Genomic DNA, 17,641 nt, shown 5'->3' on the forward strand with positions numbered 1-17,641 from the left:
TAACAGAAATGATCTAAATTACTGAAGAATAATCACTCCAAAAAGCCCCTAGAACACTGCATTTTTGAACTATCTTTGTAATATTATTGTCAAATAAAGCTGAATAAGGACTATCCATATAATCATGATTTGTCTTGCTACAAATCACGTCTTCATAAATAAAAGCCGGAGCAATGAAAAGATCACCTTTTTTGATTAGCTTACTAATGTAAGGTTTATCTTTTGGAATCTTCATTTCATAATTTAATCCATTTTTGGTATTTTTGAATCTTATATTAGTATCATTTCCAACATTCTTTCTATCAAAAAACAGAACACCATCACCTTTAATTATGGATGATATATCAGGTATATTCTTATAATTAAAACGCTTTAAATATTTTGATTGATGCTCAAGCCAAATATTTACTTGTGATCGTGTTGCCGGAAATGGTGGACAAGATAACATCCAGTCAGCTATGTCTTTTACGTGACCAGCTACACTGATTCTTACCTCTTTTTCTTCAAGGTTCCATCCTAGTGTAAACGAAATCACTTTGTGCGCACCCTTTTCGATATATTTATTTACAATTTCCTTTATTGCTATTAAAGTTTTCATTGCTTGGTTACTTCCATATTTTCCTCCGTGGAAAAGCAAAGGAATGTTCCAGTAGGCATCTTTACTTTGTATCAAGCATAGGCTTTTCGGTATTTTTAAGTCAACATTTTCTTTTTGCAGAAGTTTTTTTATTTCAACAATATTAAATTCAATCGCAGAATGTTCCCCATTGCTAGTGGTGATTGTGTCATAGTTAGATATTGAAATTACATCTTTTGTCTCATTCTTTTCGTGGTATGAATACAGAAGTCGAACCCCATCTCCTTCTTTCATAGAATATGGGACAAAGTTTGATATATCTTCTGGACCTATATCTTCCTTTCTATTAAAGTCATCTAATTCTATGTTAAAATACTCGTATATCAGTCTATTGCCTTGGTAATAATGAGTTGTTAAAGTTTTCCATTCTTCAATAGGTAATTTCCCGTCAATTCTAAATAATTTATTATAATCACTTCTACGACCAAATTCTGTCATATTGCAGTATGACCTTTCTAAGAATAAATCTTCATCATATATCCTTACTGCTCCATCAAAATGATCAAATATTTTTTTATCACTAAGATAAATTGAGTGAACGTATCTACAACCATATTTATCTCCTAGAGCAGGTTTATCAAGTGTTCTTACTTCTTCCGATTGCAATGTATGCTCATTCTCATTTATTGTCCATTCTACCTCTAGTCTTTCTAAATTACTCATTATAGATTCTATTTCATCATTTTTGTATATTGACAAACCTTGCTTTATTTGTTCAATATTGTCATTATATGTAGGTCCATACCAATATTCCAATTCATGATTTTCTGAATATGAAGGAGAGTATCCAATCATATCAAAATCAATAGCAATTTTCATTTTTATGTCTGTATTATTTGATAGAGACATAAAAGCATCTAAAAAAATAAAATGAAAGTTGTTTATTCTTGATAAGGATCTTCTAAAATATTGATGAGCAAAAATTGATAATTTAAGATATTTATGAAAGAAAATTCCTTGACCATGGTAATTAAAATCCTTTAATAACTTATCAATAGGAATCAATTTATCTCGATCATTATTTCTTAATAAATCTAACTTTGGAAAAATTTTTGCAACAATATTTGAATCAACATAAGCAGCACACCCTGAATACAAAAACTCTTTCTCGGAGCTTACATGATTTTCAATTAGTGGAATAAATTCCTTATAGTATTCTTTTTCAATCTGCTTCTGTTCTTTTATGATGTGATTATAAAATCTTTTATAAATATTTTCACTATCAATTTGATTTTCCGCAGTTAAAAACATCCCTACACTCTTTGCCATATGGGGTTCAAAATATAATCCTAGGAGTTGAATCCAACCTATTAGGCGATGTCTATCATGACTAATATTAGAAGGAATGCCATATGGAACATTTTGCCATGTTGCATCTTCTAATGCTCCTAATGAGAATCTGTACCCATACCTATTTACAGAATCTGAGCTTAATACAGCTACAGTCGATTTCATAATTAATAACTTTTGAATAGCATTAAAAGATTATAACATAAGTCTCAATCTAAGTAGGCTTATTCTCTGGTAATAGTAGCCGAATGATATTTGCACATACGTTCCATGAAGTTAATAGATTTAATACTTCTATTAAGTCAATCATAAGTAGCATTATCTAAGTGCATTTCGGGTTACAGAAAGGTGATTTTACAAAAAAAACCTCGAAAACATAAAGTTTTCGAGGTTTTTGTGGAGACGCAGGGAGTCGAACCCTGGTCCAGACAAGGAAACCGTCGTGCTTTCTACATGCTTAGATGCGATTGGGATTGTCGGGAATCGGTCAGGCCCGCATCACGCCGTACCTCATCCTTAGGTATTTTTGTCTCGCTCCGTAGTCAACACCATTACCGGAACCAGCGCTGCGAGTCGATGCCCCAGATTCCAACCCAGCAGCACGTAGGGTCGGTGGGACAATGGCATTTGCTAATCCTCCGGATTAAGCAGCCATGGCGTAGTTATATTCGCCAGTTATTGTGTGAAGGTTTGTTATACAGGAAATGCCCTCAACTCCCGGCATGCTTACACGCAGCGTCAACAAGCTGTCAATTCCGGTCGTCCCCAGAAACGTGTGCTAAGAATAACGCAAAGGTACAGAAATTAGTTTTCCTTTCCTGCAATGATTTTTTCCGTCGCCATCAGGCTGGTCAGCCAGGCCGTATACAACCCGGTTTCAATCGCCACCGCCCGCTCGGCGTGGCCCTGCCAGTCGCCGAAAAATGTTTCCATCTGCCGCAGCATCTCGGCCAGGTGTCCCTCTTCTTCCACAATGATCGACCGGACGTTCACCTTGCTGCCCGACTCGGTCAGTACGTCCTGGTACACCGGATACAGTTCGTCGGCCCGCACCTCAATGGCGTAGGTCACCAGCAGATAAGCCGCGTATTTCAGTTCTGCCCCCGCAAAACCCAGCGTGTCTTTCAAATACCGGCAGACCTGCACATCGAGCCGGTTGAGGTACGCATGGCTGTCGTTCGGAGCCAGCAGATAAGCCGGTTCGTAGGTCGGGCAGTCGGTTTCGGCCACTTTCTGAATCTGTTTTTTCAGGTAATACGCGTGCCGGGCTTCTTCAGCCGCGTGTTTTAGCATCAGCAAATCGACAGTGGTTTTGGGTTCAGCCGCCGAAATCTTGCGGGCCCCGGTATTTTCCATCATCGACAAGGTATTGAGCCAACGGGCGTGCAACGAATCGTCGGCCACGATATGCGTTAAGAGGTTCGTAAATTCCATCCAGAAATTTGAATTGATATCCCGCAAAGATACGGCACAAGCGTGGGTCACAGACCGTTTTTTTTTGTACTTTTGAAGCTTTGTAAAAGTCTATTTGAAACCCGAATCTTTATAAGCCGGTTTCTGGACCACGTAGTATTTTTTAACTAACCTCTATGTATTCTGACAATCCCCAATCCTCGTTGCGCTTTCGGGCGTTCCTGTCATGGATGCTGGTAGGCTGTCTGACCCTGTCGGCCGTTTGGACGCAGGCGCAGGCCCCCCAGAAACGTTTATTAGTTTTTTCGAAAACCGCCGGTTTCCGGCACACGTCCATCCCAGCCGGCCAGCAAGCCCTGATGAAACTGGGCAAAGAAAACGGTTTCGCCGTCGATACCACTGAGAATGCCGCCAAATTTACCGAAGCGAACCTCAAACGCTACAATGCCGTCGTCTTCCTCAGCACCACGGGTGATGTGCTGAACGATGGTCAGCAAGCGGCTTTCGAACGCTACATTCAGGCCGGTGGCGGCTTCGTCGGGATTCACGCGGCTGCCGATACGGAATACGACTGGCCGTGGTATGGCAAGCTGGTGGGCGGGTATTTTGCCAGCCACCCCGGCAATCCGAACGTGCAGGAAGGCGAAGCCTACGTCGTCAGCAAAGACCACGTTTCGATGTTCGGTTTCCCCGACCGCTGGAAGATCAAGGATGAGTTTTATGATTTCAAAAATGTCAACCCCGCCGTGACGGTTCTCGTAAAAATCGACGAGAAAACGTACAAAGAAGGCAAAATGGGCGACAATCATCCCATGTCGTGGTTCCATGAATACGACGGCGGAAAAGTGTTCTACACCAACTTCGGCCACCCCGACGAAACTTTCACCAATCCCGTTTACCTCAAGCATTTGCTGGGTGGTATTCAGTATGCCGTTGCGCCGAAACTGGACTACACGAAAGCCAAAACACTACCCTTCCCGGAAGAAAACCGTTTCAACAAGGAAGTTCTCGCCGAGAAACTGGACGAACCCACCGAACTGGTTGTGCTCGACAACGGCAAAGTGTTGTTTACCGAACGGAAAGGCGCGTTGAAAGTCTATGACCCCAAAACCAAAGTTACCAAAGTGGTGGCCAATCTGCCGGTGTATACCAAGCAGGAATACGGTTTGATGGGGATGAACATCGACCCGAAATTCAAGGAAAACCAGTGGCTGTACCTCTATTATTCGCCGACCGCCGAAAAATGGAAAGCCGATACGGCCCAACACCTTTCGCGTTTCAAGTTCGATGCCGAGAAAAACGAGCTGAAAATGGAAAGCGAGCAGGTCATTCTGCGGGTTCCGGTAAAACGAAACAACGAATGCTGCCATACCGGCGGTTCGGTAGCCTGGGATAAGTCGGGCAACCTCTACCTGTCGACCGGCGATGATACCAACCCGTTTGAGTCGCGGGGCTTCAGTCCGTCCGACGACCGGCCCGGTCGCGAGAGTTTCAACGCCCTGGTGACCTCGAGCAACACGATGGATCTGCGCGGAAAAATCCTGCGCATTAAGCCGCTCGACAACGGTACCTACGAGATTCCGGAAGGCAATCTGTTCCCGAAAGGCACGCCCAACACCCGGCCCGAAATCTACGTCATGGGCAACCGGAACCCGTATCGCATCTCGGTCGATCAACGCACCGGTTTTCTGTACTGGGGCGAAGTAGGTCCGGATGCCGCCAACAACATCGAAAAATACGGTCCGCGTGGCCACGACGAAATGAACCAGGCCCGCAAAGCCGGGTATTACGGTTGGCCGCTGTTCGTTGCCGACAACAAGGCGTACCGTCACTACAATTTTGCCGACAGCACTTCCGGCCCGTCGTTCGACCCGGCCAAACCGGTCAACCCGTCGAAATTGATCAAGGGACTCAGCGAATTGCCCCCGGCCCAGAAGGCGTTTATTTATTACCCATATGCCGACTCGCCCGAATTTGGCCCGATTGTCGGCAAAGGCGGCCGGAACGCGATGGGCGGCCCGGTATATTATTACGACGATTATCCGGAAACACCGGTGAAATTCCCGCGCCATTACGACGGCAAGTTTTTTGCCTACGACTGGATTCGCGACTGGATTCACCCGGTAACGATGACCAAAGACGGTGATTTCGTGAAGATGGAAACCTTCATGCCGAACACGAAATTCAGCCACCCGATCGACATGCAGTTCCACAAAGACGGTTCGCTGTACGTACTGGAATACGGCAGCAACTGGTTTGCCCAAAACGACGACGCCCGGTTATCGCACATTACCTACAACGCCGGAAACCGCAAACCGCTCGTGGTTGCCAACGCCAGCAAAACCGTGGGTGCCGCGCCCCTAGCCGTTCAATTCAACGCCAAAGGCTCAATGGATTACGACGGCGATGCGATCAAATATGAATGGACGTTTGGACAGGGCTTGCCGAAAAGCACCCAGGCCGCTCCCACCTTCACCTATGCCAAACCGGGTGTATATACGCCAACGCTGAAAATTACCGATGCCGCCGGAAATGTTTCGACCAAGCAACTGGAAATCCGGGTTGGCAATGACGTTCCGAAAGTGGAAGTGGCCGTGAAAGGCAACAAAACCTTCTATTTCGACAACAAACCGGTGGAATACGAAGTCAAAGTAGCTGACAAGGAAGACGGCAGTTTGACGACCGGCAAAATCAGTCCGGAAGACGTCACGATGACCATCAACTACCTCGAAGGATTCGACAAAACGTTGCTGGCACAGGGTCACCAGGCCAACGTCGGTTTCGCGACCGGCAAACGGCTCATCGAACTCAGCGATTGCAAAGCCTGCCACAGCATCGACAAAAAATCCATCGGACCGGCCTACCAGGATGTGGCTAAAAAATACGCCAAAGAACGCCGGGCGGAGATTGTCAACAAACTGGCGAAGAAGGTGATCGAAGGCGGTGGCGGTGTCTGGGGTGAACAGGCGATGAGCGCCCACCCACAATTGAAAGAAGACGAAGCGAAAGAAATGGTGAGCTACGTTATGTCGCTGGGCGATAAGAAGCAGGTCGACAAAAAACCGCTGAAAGGCTCCTACACCGCACAGGCGAAAGAAAAAGATGGTTCGTATCTGTTCTCGGCCAGCTACACCGACAAAGGTGGTGCCGTAATCGGGCCCCTGACGGGTAGCTCGACGGTCGCACTGCGCAGTGCCAAGATGAAAGCGGCTGCTTATGATGGCGGGAAAGACGTTTCGAAATTCAAACTACCTTCCGGCAATGAAGTGGTATTCGGTGCCAAATCGACCGGTTTCTTCTTCCTGGATGACATCGACTTGTCGGGTATTCGCAGTCTGACGGTGCTCGGTTCGGCCTCGGCACAATACATGGCGGGCGGCACCCTGGAAATCCGGCTCGATTCGCCCACCGGAACGCTTCTGGGTTCCGGCGATGTAAAAAGTGATAAATCGGAGCCGGTGAACATTGCCTTCAAAACCCCGGTTTCCGGTCCGCACAAGGTGTACTTCGTTTTTGTCAATCCGAATGCCGGCAGCAAACCGCTGTTCGCGTTGAGTGACATTCAGTTTAACGGAGAGACGATGTAAGTGTCTCAGGATTAAAAAAGGGTTGTATCGCGGAGTTGAGCGGAGTTAAAAGGAGTTCAGCGGAGTTTTTCTCTGCTTACCTCTGATTGACTCCGCTCAACTCCGCGATACAACCCTTTTTTTTTGCAAAAAATTTCCTAATAATTTGTTCGTACGAAATATTTCCTACCTTTGAATCATGAACGATTCAAAGAACAAAAACACCCCTTCCACCGAGCCGACGAAGGCCGAGTTGGAAATCCTTCAGGTGCTCTGGCGACACGGCCCTTCTACCGTCCGGTTTGTCAACGAAGAACTGAATCAACAGAAGCGGGAAGTGAATTATTCCTCGACGCTCAAGCTGATGCAGATCATGTTTGAAAAAGGGCTGGTTCGGCGCGACGAAAGCCAGATGAAACACAAATACGAATCGGCGGTCGAGGAAAGTGTGACGAAGAACCTCTTGCTCAACCGCTTTGTCGACACGCTCTACGAAGGCTCCGCCACCAATTTGATGCTTCAGTTGCTCGGCAACAAAAAAACGTCGAAAGAAGAAATCGAAGCCATCAAAGCATTGATCCGCAACCTGGAATCCGATCAATAACCCTTCATATTTCTCCCAACATGTCGACAACAGATTCTATTTTGAACGCATTCTGCTGGATGCTGATCCATTCGCTCTGGCAGGGAATTCTGGCCGCCGTCTTGGCCGGTGTGGTTATTTTTTCAACGCCCAAAGCGGGGGTGCGGTGGCGGTATGGCCTGCTGGTTTTGGTGGTTTCCCTGTTTCTGATGGCCTGCGGTTTTACCTTTTTCCGGCAACTGGCCCCCTCCGGTGTCAACTCTCCCGCCCTGTTGATTCCTTCAGGCAATGCAACCCTTCCCTCCTTCCAGCAAACCCTCATTCCGGCATCGGCGGGGCCGGAATCCACGTTTTGGCAGGCTACGGTCCAGTTTCTGAATACACATACCGATTGGATTATGTTGGCCTGGGCCTGCTGTTTTCTGTTCAAAGCGGCTCGCCTGTCGATCGGTTTACGGCATTTGCATCAGTTGCGCCACCGGAACACCCACCCGCCAACCGAGCGGTGGCAGTCGGAGTTGCGTCGCCTGTGCGGTTTGCTGGGTATTCCGAAAACCGTCCGGCTGCTCGAATCGGAACGCGTACAGGTTCCCGTCACCATTGGCTACCTCAAACCGCTGGTCTTGGTCCCGCTGGGTCTGCTGGCATCGCTTTCGCCGGATCAGGCCGAAACCGTGCTGCTCCACGAACTGGCACACATTCGGCGGAAAGATTACCTGGTGAACCTGTTGCAATGTGTGGTCGAAACCGTCTTTTTCTTCCATCCGGCCCTGCTCTGGATTTCGGCACTGATTCGGGAGGAGCGCGAAGCCTGCTGCGATGACCTGGTGATGACCACCGCCGGAAACCGAAAAAGCTACCTCGAAGTGCTGGTACTTTTCCAGGAAAGCCAGCTTGGCGTTCTTCCGCTGGCAATGGGCCTGGCCGACCGGCGGATGCCCCTCCTGAACCGGGTGAAACGGATGCTTTCCCAGGAAAACCAGCCTTTGACCAGCCTGGAAAAAGCCCTGCTGGTGCTGGCCCTGGTGGGCATAACGGCCTTCACGTTTTTACCCGAAGCCCCATCGGCTCCCCCAAAAACCAGAACCGGGTTTCAGCAAGTGGATCAAAAACCGGTTCCTGCCACACAGAAACCACAACCTGCCCAAACACCCGCAGCCAAGCCCAGGAAGAATGTGCCGAAAAAAACGGCTTCGTCTAAACCGAAACCCAGCCAACCGTTGGTGGTCGACACGATCCGGTTTGAGAAAAAGCCCTTCACCAGCATCCGGTTTGAGTCTACCAACCAGCAGAACAGCCCGGATGTGACCATTACGGCCATTGACGAAACCGGCAAAAAATACACCATCACAAAACGCAACGGACAGGTGAACGGTTTGGCCATCGACGACCAGCCCATTCCGGCCAACGAGCTTATCCGGTATACCGATCTTTTCCAACAGGTCGATCCCTTCTTCGGGGAGCAATTGGAACGAAAACAGAAACTTATCGCAGAGCGACTGGCCGAAAACCGGGAGGAGCACAGACGGAGTCAGGAAAAAATGAAGCGGGATATGGCGGCCAAACAGGAAACACTCCGAAAGGAAAGAGCGGAATTGTTCGACAGAAAACGGGAGCTTTACCCGCAGAAAGAAAAACTTCATTTGCGGGAAAAAGGCTCGCTTTTGCGGGACAAGGAGACGGCTTTTCAAATTTCTACGGTGAAAAAGAAGCTGGAATTCGATCACGCCCGGATTCAGCCGGATGTCGACCGAATCCACGGCATCATGGCCGATCTGGTTCAGGAAGGCATTGTTCAGGATCTGGATGACATCGACTGGTTTGGACTGAGCGAAACGGAGCTGATCGTTAATGGCCGAAAACTGTCGCCCGAACTGCACGAAAAACTGCGGAGCAAATACGGTATTCGACCGCAATACGGTTTGTATTACGGCCCCGTTCAAATGTCCGGCACCGGTTTTTTCCTGGATCGGAAAGAAACTTCCACCCCATCCAAAGAGTAAACCAACGATACCAAAAGAACCGGCCTTCTCCGGTATAGCCGTCGGATCGCTCATCCGGCGGCTTTTTGCTGCGATTCCCTGAACCCAGGTTGCTGAAGCTCATGACGGCCCCGAAGCAAATCGGCAATCATCCCACGCAGTACACCAAAAAGGGCCAGGCCAAACGTGAATTGGCTGACCTCAGCAACGAAGACCTGCGGGCGTTGGTCAGGCTGGAGAAGTAGAAAACCGGAAGATCTGAAAACAATTCGCCCCGCCTAGTTATAAATAACTAATGGTCACTCCCGTACCGAGTTGCCGCTAACTGATACTATTTTACCATTTCTGTCTGGCAACTGGCAAAACCCGGAAAATGATGACGCAATTTTTCAAATTACCTTTCTGGATTACTTCGGCTCTCCACAAAACAGCCTACCTAATCCGACCGAATTGTCGCTAAACGTATAAGTATTTTTACTTCAAGTGGTTGGCGGTTGGGCGATATTCCTCCCTGCTTGGTTTTCAATTTGTCATCGGGTCTTTCCCAAACTCCACGATAAGTTACGAAAAACGGGTTGCTGCCTACTTCCCGCCAATTATTTATCCAGATCAACCCGGTACCAATTTGAACTGGCTGGTTGCCGGATGTTCATCTATTTTTAGGGGATCACGCCATACCGTATTGACTGATGTTATGAAACCCGTTATTTTTTTTCTTCTTGCAGCGACTTCATATCTGTTTTGCGGCTGTGAGCCGGAAGACCATGCGCTGGTGGTCAGCACCTACAATGGTCACACGCTGCAATTAATCGACCACACCACCGTTCGGAGCATTGGCGAGCGAAACCACCAGGCGGTGTTGGTGTTTGACGGAAAAACCGTGTGTGACTACAATGCCGGGTTCCCGTTGTTGCCGGAGCAGTATCCAAACTGGGTCATTCGCAACTACGACCTGGATCTTTCCAGCCCCGATCAGACACCCTGGACCGTTTATATGTCGCCCAAAGCCTTCAGTCGGGCCGAATTCGACCAGTTTATTGCCTGTTTTGAAGCCAAATGGAACGACATCGATTCGACCCTGACGCATTTCAGCGCACCGACATCCGGCAAAACGGGTCGCATCGAACGGGTGGTTTACGGCGAAGCACCCAGGCCCCTGGTGTTCCGGCCCGCCCGCCTTCGCTACCAAACCGTGTATGGTCCCAATGCCGACCCCGAGGAAACTTTCATCATCCAGCCCGATGGCACCTGGTCCTTTCAGATCGCCGGCAATGGCGACGGGAGCCGTTTTGTAGCCAATGCCGCCAATGGCATGCTGATGGCGATCAACGGAGAATTGTGGCTCGAAAAACCATTCGTGATCGATCATCCCATGCTCAGCATTCGGCCCGACATGATCGACCTCTCCGACTCGGAATACTTCCGGTCATTTGCCGACTCAACCGGAAAACCGCTGCTGAGCATCATGAAATACCCTTTTACGGCGAATTAGCAGCCTGATCGGGCAACGGGTCTCTTTTGTTGAATATTACAGGTCACAGCGGGTTTCCGCGCTCTTTCCGCAGGGATTCCGCCACGGGGAGGTAGACGCTGAACGTGGCTCCCAAACCGGATTGGCTCGTGGCGGTGATGGCTCCACCGTGGTTGGACGCAACTTTCTCACAGATCGCTAAACCGATGCCGGTTCCGGCAAATTCGGCCTTGCCATGCAGCCGTTGAAATACCTGAAAGATGCGATCCACATACTTCTGGTCGAAGCCGATGCCGTTGTCTTTTACCTCGATGCAGTGGTAAGCTCCGGCAGCCCGGGCCGGTTTTACGGTTGTCGGCAACGCGATGCTGCTAACGATTTGGGCCGTAACCCGAATTTCGGGGGTCACCAGCATCCCATCGGCTCCCTTCCGGCGAAATTTGAGGGCATTGCTGAGGAGATTTTGAAAGAGCTGTTCGAGTTGCGACGAATCGCCCGGCACCGTCGGCAGCGGATCGACCGTCACCACGGCTTTCGATTCCTGAATCACAAGTTCCAGGTCATTCACAACGGTTTTGACCACAACCGCCAGGGAGACCGGCTCAACGGTATCCTGTTGCGTGGAAATGCGCGAAAACGTCAGCAGGTCTTTGATGAGGGCCGACATCCGGCCGGCCGCCAGTTGCATGCGCTCCAGGTAGTTGATGCCGTCGCCCAACTGAGAGAAATACTGATTTTTGAGCAGGTCACCAAATTGTTGCACCTTGCGCAGCGGTTCCTGCAAGTCGTGGCTGGCAATGTAGGCAAACTGCTCCAGGTTTTCATTGGAACGCATCAGGAGCTGGTTGGATTCGGAAAGTTCCTCATTGGTCGTTGCCAGTTCTTCGATGGTCGCGGCCAGTTCTTCATTGGTCGACGCCAGTTCTTCATTGGTTGCTTCCAGTTCTTCCGTTCGTTCCTGCACCTGGTGCTCCAGGGCAATCTGTACTTTCCGTTGTTCCGTTATATCCTGCGCCGTACCGACCAGCCGGAGCGGTTTTCCCTCTGCATCGATAAAGAGCCGGGCCTGGGCGTGAATGATCCGCACCTGCCCCGTCAGCCGGTTGATGATCGGATGTTCGTTGTCGTAAAAACCGGACGATCCGGGCTGGGTCACGGCCGCAATGGCATCGGCAACCGACTGCCGGTACTCATCCGGCAGCGGATTAAAAGCTTCATCCATGCTTTTGGTGTTTTCCGAAAAGCCCAGCCAGTGCATGAACCGGTCCGAATAGGTGAACAGGCCGGTTTCCACCTCCATGCTCCAGGTGCTGAGTTCGGCCAGTTCAACGGCATCCCGCAGCGCACTTTCGGCTTCTTCGATTTTTTGGCGGGCGCGCCGTTGCGCGGTAACGTCCAGCGCTACATTCAGAATGGCATACACCTGGCCCTGCTCGTTGGTCAGCGGCTGGTAGGTGAAGGTAAACCAGAAGCTCTGCAAACGGCCATCCACCACCAGATCGGCCTGCTGTTCAGCCGATTGGTAGGGCACGCCCGTCTTGAAGACTTCTTCCAGCAAGCCGATGAACGGCTGTCCTTCCAGTTCCGGCAATGCCTCCGCCAGTTCCATTCCAATCACGGCGGGGGTTTTTCCCCAGACGTGGATCATGGCGTCGTTGGCCATTTCGATGACAAAGTTCAGGCCCGCATACACCGCCATTGCCACCGGGGCCTCTGCAATTAGCGTTCGGAAACGGGCGTCACTTTCCCGCAGAGATTCTTCGGCCAGTTTCTGATCGTGCACGTCCACCACCGTTCCAATCATTCCCTCATACTGTCCGGCTGCATTAAACCGGGGGGTACCACTGTCGATGGCCCAGCGATAGTGGCCGGCTTTGCTGCGCAAGCGATACAGGGCGGTAAAAGGCACCTGCTTTTCGTTGGCTTCAATAAATTTCGTTCCGGCTTCTTGCTGGTCGTCGGGGTGCGTCATGTTGAGCCAGCCGAATCCTTCCGCGTCCTTGTCCGACTGACCGGTGTGGTCATACCACTGCTTGTTCAGGTAGGAACAATAGCCATCGGCTTCGGTGATCCAGAGGATGGCCGGCATGGTTTCGATAAGCTGGCGGAAATAACTCTCATTTTCTTCCCCTTTTTCTCGCCCGGCTACGGAAGCCGCTTTTTCAATGCAAACAACCAGTACCCCGCTGATTTGTCCGTTATCGTCATAGGCAGGACTGCAACTGAGTGTCCAGTAAATGGCATCCAGCCGGTTGTTTCGGAAAAGGGGGATGAGCAGGTTTTCGCTCCAGGTTGCTTCGCCCTTTGCCCGTACCTGGTCAATCAGGGGGCTGATGATGGGCCAACTCTCCGGCCACACGGTTTCGCCCTTCCGGCCCAGCGCACCGGGGTGCTTTCCTTCCGCTCCAAAGCTGGGGCGAAAGGCATCGTTGTAAAAAAAAAGGTGTTCGGCACCCCAGAATAGAAACATCGGGAACCGGGACGACAGAATCAGATTCAGGGTGGTTTTCAAACTGTGTGACCAGTGTTCAAGTGGCCCCAGGGAAGTTGCAGACCAGTCAAACGAACGAATGCGGTTCCCCATCTCACCCCCTCCAGCCGGGAAGTCCGGAGAAGACGCGGGTTTATTCATACCAGTAGAGTTCATAAAGCAAATAGGCAGCGCAAAGGCAAAGAAAAGAATATCGAATAAGTTAACAGAAAGTATTTTTAACAAATAAAAAGGGCAGATTCTGATTGTATGGCCCCTAATAAACGCATTTTTTCATCTATCCCTTTTCCCAAGCCTGTTTTTCAGGCAATTTTGCCTCGGCCGATCTGTGAAACGCTGGCCGGGCTTTCAAAAACCAATCGTTCAAAAATGGGTTATTGTGGTACCCACGCTCCCGTGGGTTTGTGTTTCGAAGCCTATGCTGTCTTCCCAAATTAGCCATCAAAACCAGGAAATCACGCCCGCGCTCGCTGAGTTCGGAGCCCGCAAAATCATTCCGGCGGTGATCAAAAAAAACGTTCTGGTGGCTTTGTCGTTTTATCCTGAACTAAAAAACACCGCCATCCGATTCGTCTTCAAACAACGCATCAGATCGTCGGTCATGCAGGCCCAGCCGGTTTTTCGCACCCTGCTACACCACCGGAAAAACCGCTCCTACCAGATCAACATCAGTGCGATGTTCAAACTGACGCATACCGCCATCCCGATTCACCAGATTCCCGATGCCATTCTGATTGGCTGGATCGGCCACGAACTCGGTCATATCATGGACTACGAAAACCGCAGCAACCTCGGTCTGGTGGGCTTTGGACTTTCGTACGTTCTTTCACCCGCGTACGTCAGAAAAGTGGAAAGGATTGCCGACGCCTATGCGGTCAGTCACGGACTCGGGCGGTATCTGATTGAAACCAAACAGTTTATCCTGAATCACGCGGAGTTGCCGCAGGCCTATAAAGACAAGATAGCCCGCTTGTACGTTTCGCCGGAAGAGATTGTCGACCAGGTGAAAAAACTGGAAGAGCAGAAGCTGGACGAGCAGAAAAAAGCCCTATGACAGATTCCTGATGTACTGTTCAAAGTCCAGAAAATCCTCTTCTTTCATCACCCGGGGAATTTTGGTTTGCCCCCCCAGTTTTTTGTAGTCCTCACTCCAGCGGTAGAATTGCTCGACCGGAATCACCTCCGCTTCCACCCCTTTCAGCGACTTGCTCCGGGCTACTTTGTAATTCTTGTTGGATTCACACAACTCCTGGTCCAGCGAAACCGCAAATGCCTGGTTGTCGACTGTCCGGTTGGAACCAACATACCATTTGTTGATGTATTCCCCGTCTTTCCGAACGGCTGCCACCACAAATTCCTTGATCTCCAGATCATACTGGCTCTGCAAATTCTGCATCGCCTGATTCATTTGAAAAACCGACAATTGCTCGCCCACCACGTTCAGGAAGTGCTTCGTCCGTCCGGTAATTTTGATTTCCGACCGTTGCTTGTCCGTAATCATCACCGTATCGCCAATCATGTAGCGCCAGGTTCCCGAAACCGTCGAAATCAGCAACACATAGTCAGTATTCTCCTGAGCCTGTTCCAGGGTCAAAACTTCAGCATCGGGTTTCACCCGGCCGTCTTCGTCCATATTTTCGTTCGAAAACGGCACGAACTCGAAGAAAATGCCATTGTCCAGAATCAGGGCCAGTGAGGTCGTATCCGGTCTTTTCTGGGTTGCCAGGTAGCCTTCCGAGGTGAGGTAGGTATCGATGTAGATCAACGGTTTGGCCAGCAGCTTTTCGAAGCTTTTTCGGTAGGGTTCAAAAGCCACCCCGCCCGTGGTGTAGACCTGCAGATTGGGCCAGATGTCGTGAATCGTGTTCAGGCGGTTGTGCGAAATGACTTCTTTCAGCATCATTTCGACCCAGGACGGAATACCGCTCAGGCTGCCAATATCCCAGGTGGGTGCTTCTTCGGCAATCCGGCGCACTTTTTCGTCCCAGTCGGTGATCGACGCAATTTCAGCACCCGGTTTATAAAACGCTTTGAACCAGCCTGGTATATTGGCAGCACTGATGCCGCTAATTTCCCCTTCCTGGTGGTCGTCCTTTTCGATCAGGCTGACACTGCTTCCCAGCATCATGATCTGTTTTTCGAAGAAATCGGCCGGCAGGTCGAAATTTTTCAGGCTCATCACCTGCTGCATACCCGATTTTCGGATGGCATCCAGCATGTCGTCCGTCACCGGAATGGATTTGCTGTTGCTGGTGGTGCCGCTGCTCAGGGCAAAATAGTGCTGACCACCCGGCCAGGTCACATTCTGATGCCCTTCCAGCAGATAATGCCACCAGTCGTCGTAGAGTTTATCATAGTCGTGGACGGGTACTTCCCGTTGGAACGCTCCGATGACATCGTCACTCTGGAGGATTTTGCTGAAGTTGTATTTTTTACCAAATGCGGTCAATCGGGCCTTTTCCAGCAGGTTTTGTAAAACCGTGAGCTGTGCCCTGGCCGGATCGGGTTCCGACGTGATAAAACCGTATACATCAATCGCTTTGCGGATGAATTCGCCAATTACTGCCATAAAGAGTATTTACCGGATAGGATTCCTACCCGGTAAAACCGCTTTGCCGTGACATTGTTTGCCAGGATGAGCTGCGGTTTAGTCCTGAAACTCAATTTCGCTCCAGCGTTCGGGCTGGTGCGTGTCATTGACACCGTGCGGGCTAAGTACCATGGCTTGCTGCCCCTGTGAACCCGAAAGCGGCACTTTCTGAAAGCGGCCGAGAAACATCCGCCAGCGGTCGCCGTTTTGGGGAGGCAGCGAACGACCGTTGGCCAGCCACGTCAGGCTCTGCCACGGAATGGCAATTTCCAGACTCCAGCCCCGGTCGATGTCCCGGTTATCGTTCAGGCTGCCATCAAGTCGGACGGCGGTTTGCAAACCGGGTAGATCGTAGTTGAGAAAAGCCCAGCGCAGCCCGCGCGGGTGGTTTCCGTACCAGAACGTGGCTTCGTCCCGGTCGAAGTTGCCGCCAAACGTCATGGCCTGCGGATGATGGACATCGAAAAGTGGCACGTCGAACCGTCCCCCTTTCGCGTAAGCATCGCGCCAGATAAAAAACACTTCATACACGGTGTTGCGGGCGTTCACCTCCAGTTCGTAGTAACAATCGCCCCCGTCGATGAGTACTTCCAGGTCGTTCTCCTGAAAAATAATCGAATCCCGTTCGGTCAGGTGGGCTTCCAGAAAGGGCTCTTCGGCCACGAAGGCGATGTAAAGAAAGTGGTCATTCCAGCACAGGGCAGTTCGCGTATCGTAGATCCCCGGCCCGGCGGTCGTCATGTCTACAAAGCGGGGACTCCAGGTGGCCGACTGCCAGGCGGGTTTGGTCAGATCACCGTCGATTTCCAGGGTTTCCGTAATTTTTCGGGCAGTATAGTCGGGCATAGGTGAGGGTTATTTTGGCAAATATACACGGGATTGCCCGCCCAGGTAGCGCTCCGGTTCTAAAAAGAACCATCAGTCTTCATACAGATGGTCGATGATTTTATCGGCAACATCCACACTGTCCATCTCACGGAGTTCGAACTGGGAAAAAAAGCCGATCACTTCGAGCCGGTGTTGCGCACAATACTGGTGCATCCGGCGCGCGACCTCCGAGTTTCCTTTGGCAAAAGTCAGATCGAAATGAATCGCCCGGGTGGTGGGTTTGCAAAACAATACGTATTCCGAATCGTCGGATTCGTCCAGGGGGTGCCCCCATTCATTCAGGGCCTTGTCAAAAGCCGTCCGCACCGTTTTGGCAATGGACTTGATGTCGGCGACGGTAAATTTCTCGGTCCTCATGCGCTTGTCTTTTTGCGAAAGTACGGCGGTAAACCGGATTACCGGCACAGACTCCGCAAATCACTTGCCTCAAGTCGCTGCGGGAGCCACAACTTTTGCCACATGATACGCCTGGGTATCAAAATCACTTCTAACCTGAAAGAGATCGATCCCCAGCGCGCCCGGGCCCACGTCAGGCGATTCGATTTTTAGGGGCTCACCGAATTGGGCAAGTACTTCAGCCGGAACATCGGAAAAGTCGTCTTCTTTATGGACTGGAAGAACCAGGTACCAGTTTTCGTGGATACTGGATTGGTAGATATGGGTGATCATCGCTCACATTGGTTTGAATACGGTTAAAACTCCGTTCAACCCGTTGTGTTCAAAAGACAAC

At 50.2% G+C, this 17,641-nt stretch carries 13 protein-coding genes and 1 other RNA gene; 6 read left to right on the forward strand and 8 right to left on the reverse strand.

From position 1 onward, the window contains the following. Positions 1–13: 13 nt before the first annotated feature. The 3 genes from FH871_RS07515 to FH871_RS07525 all read right to left on the reverse strand — a co-directional run bounded on the left by FH871_RS07515 (position 14) and on the right by FH871_RS07525 (position 3,361). Complete coding sequence (locus FH871_RS07515; RefSeq protein ID WP_138990811.1) at positions 14–2,092, reverse strand: hypothetical protein; 2,079 nt, start codon at positions 2,090–2,092, stop codon at positions 14–16. A gap of 229 nt (positions 2,093–2,321) precedes the next feature. After that, positions 2,322–2,694, reverse strand: a transfer-messenger RNA (tmRNA) gene (gene ssrA / locus FH871_RS07520). A gap of 37 nt (positions 2,695–2,731) precedes the next feature. After that, complete coding sequence (locus tag FH871_RS07525; protein WP_138990812.1) at positions 2,732–3,361, reverse strand: hypothetical protein; 630 nt, start codon at positions 3,359–3,361, stop codon at positions 2,732–2,734. A 209-nt stretch (positions 3,362–3,570) separates the two neighbouring features. Between FH871_RS07525 and FH871_RS07530 the strand changes: the two genes are divergently transcribed. From FH871_RS07530 to FH871_RS07545, 5 genes are all read left to right on the forward strand, one after another. Further along, positions 3,571–6,927 carry a ThuA domain-containing protein gene (locus tag FH871_RS07530; RefSeq protein WP_229317130.1) on the forward strand — a complete coding sequence of 1,119 codons (3,357 nt, stop codon included), beginning with the start codon at positions 3,571–3,573 and terminating at the stop codon, positions 6,925–6,927. 178 nt (positions 6,928–7,105) lie between these two features. Further along, the gene (locus FH871_RS07535; protein WP_138990814.1) at positions 7,106–7,510 is read left to right on the forward strand and encodes a BlaI/MecI/CopY family transcriptional regulator; all 405 of its coding nucleotides are present in this window, start codon (positions 7,106–7,108) and stop codon (positions 7,508–7,510) included. A 20-nt stretch (positions 7,511–7,530) separates the two neighbouring features. Beyond that, entirely contained in the window at positions 7,531–9,492 is a 1,962-nt protein-coding gene (locus FH871_RS07540) for a M56 family metallopeptidase (protein WP_138990815.1), read from the forward strand. 101 nt (positions 9,493–9,593) lie between these two features. After that, positions 9,594–9,716, forward strand: a complete 123-nt coding sequence (locus FH871_RS33970) for a hypothetical protein (RefSeq protein WP_255516897.1) — start codon at positions 9,594–9,596, stop codon at positions 9,714–9,716. Positions 9,717–10,165: 449 nt separating this feature from the next. Further along, on the forward strand, positions 10,166–10,963 hold the full coding sequence (locus tag FH871_RS07545) for a hypothetical protein (RefSeq protein WP_138990816.1): 798 nt from the start codon (positions 10,166–10,168) through the stop codon (positions 10,961–10,963). 43 nt (positions 10,964–11,006) lie between these two features. Here the strand turns inward: FH871_RS07545 and FH871_RS07550 are convergent, their stop codons facing one another. After that, positions 11,007–13,574, reverse strand: a complete 2,568-nt coding sequence (locus tag FH871_RS07550) for a PAS domain S-box protein (RefSeq protein WP_171062791.1) — start codon at positions 13,572–13,574, stop codon at positions 11,007–11,009. Between the two features lie 277 nt (positions 13,575–13,851). Between FH871_RS07550 and FH871_RS07555 the strand changes: the two genes are divergently transcribed. After that, entirely contained in the window at positions 13,852–14,487 is a 636-nt protein-coding gene (locus FH871_RS07555; protein WP_138990818.1) for a hypothetical protein, read from the forward strand. Here the strand turns inward: FH871_RS07555 and FH871_RS07560 are convergent. The 4 genes from FH871_RS07560 to FH871_RS07575 form a co-directional block, all read right to left on the reverse strand. Beyond that, positions 14,482–16,002, reverse strand: coding sequence for a GH3 auxin-responsive promoter family protein (locus FH871_RS07560; protein WP_138990819.1), 1,521 nt, complete (start codon positions 16,000–16,002; stop codon positions 14,482–14,484). The genes FH871_RS07555 and FH871_RS07560 overlap by 6 nt on opposite strands. 78 nt (positions 16,003–16,080) lie before the next feature. Beyond that, positions 16,081–16,869 carry a carbohydrate-binding family 9-like protein gene (locus FH871_RS07565; RefSeq protein WP_138990820.1) on the reverse strand — a complete coding sequence of 263 codons (789 nt, stop codon included), beginning with the start codon at positions 16,867–16,869 and terminating at the stop codon, positions 16,081–16,083. A gap of 72 nt (positions 16,870–16,941) precedes the next feature. After that, entirely contained in the window at positions 16,942–17,268 is a 327-nt protein-coding gene (locus FH871_RS07570) for a hypothetical protein (RefSeq protein ID WP_138990821.1), read from the reverse strand. A gap of 69 nt (positions 17,269–17,337) precedes the next feature. Beyond that, on the reverse strand, positions 17,338–17,580 hold the full coding sequence (locus FH871_RS07575) for a YcgL domain-containing protein (RefSeq protein ID WP_138990822.1): 243 nt from the start codon (positions 17,578–17,580) through the stop codon (positions 17,338–17,340). Positions 17,581–17,641 lie beyond the last annotated feature (61 nt).

This window comes from Larkinella sp. C7, assembly GCF_006149005.1.
Taxonomy (GTDB): domain Bacteria; phylum Bacteroidota; class Bacteroidia; order Cytophagales; family Spirosomataceae; genus Larkinella.

Bases quoted from the DNA above. Each gene is read 5' to 3' on its own strand.
- FH871_RS07560 (WP_138990819.1), bottom strand. From the start codon at position 16,002: ATGGCAGTAATTGGCGAATTCATCCGCAAAGCGATTGATGTATACGGT.
- FH871_RS07565 (WP_138990820.1), bottom strand. From the start codon at position 16,869: ATGCCCGACTATACTGCCCGAAAAATTACGGAAACCCTGGAAATCGAC.
- FH871_RS07525 (WP_138990812.1), bottom strand. From the start codon at position 3,361: ATGGAATTTACGAACCTCTTAACGCATATCGTGGCCGACGATTCGTTG.
- FH871_RS07540 (WP_138990815.1), top strand. From the start codon at position 7,531: ATGTCGACAACAGATTCTATTTTGAACGCATTCTGCTGGATGCTGATC.
- FH871_RS07530 (WP_229317130.1), top strand. From the start codon at position 3,571: ATGCTGGTAGGCTGTCTGACCCTGTCGGCCGTTTGGACGCAGGCGCAG.
- FH871_RS07515 (WP_138990811.1), bottom strand. From the start codon at position 2,092: ATGAAATCGACTGTAGCTGTATTAAGCTCAGATTCTGTAAATAGGTAT.
- FH871_RS07570 (WP_138990821.1), bottom strand. From the start codon at position 17,268: ATGAGGACCGAGAAATTTACCGTCGCCGACATCAAGTCCATTGCCAAA.
- FH871_RS07555 (WP_138990818.1), top strand. From the start codon at position 13,852: ATGCTGTCTTCCCAAATTAGCCATCAAAACCAGGAAATCACGCCCGCG.
- FH871_RS33970 (WP_255516897.1), top strand. From the start codon at position 9,594: ATGACGGCCCCGAAGCAAATCGGCAATCATCCCACGCAGTACACCAAA.
- FH871_RS07550 (WP_171062791.1), bottom strand. From the start codon at position 13,574: ATGAATAAACCCGCGTCTTCTCCGGACTTCCCGGCTGGAGGGGGTGAG.
- FH871_RS07545 (WP_138990816.1), top strand. From the start codon at position 10,166: ATGAAACCCGTTATTTTTTTTCTTCTTGCAGCGACTTCATATCTGTTT.
- FH871_RS07575 (WP_138990822.1), bottom strand. From the start codon at position 17,580: ATGATCACCCATATCTACCAATCCAGTATCCACGAAAACTGGTACCTG.
- FH871_RS07535 (WP_138990814.1), top strand. From the start codon at position 7,106: ATGAACGATTCAAAGAACAAAAACACCCCTTCCACCGAGCCGACGAAG.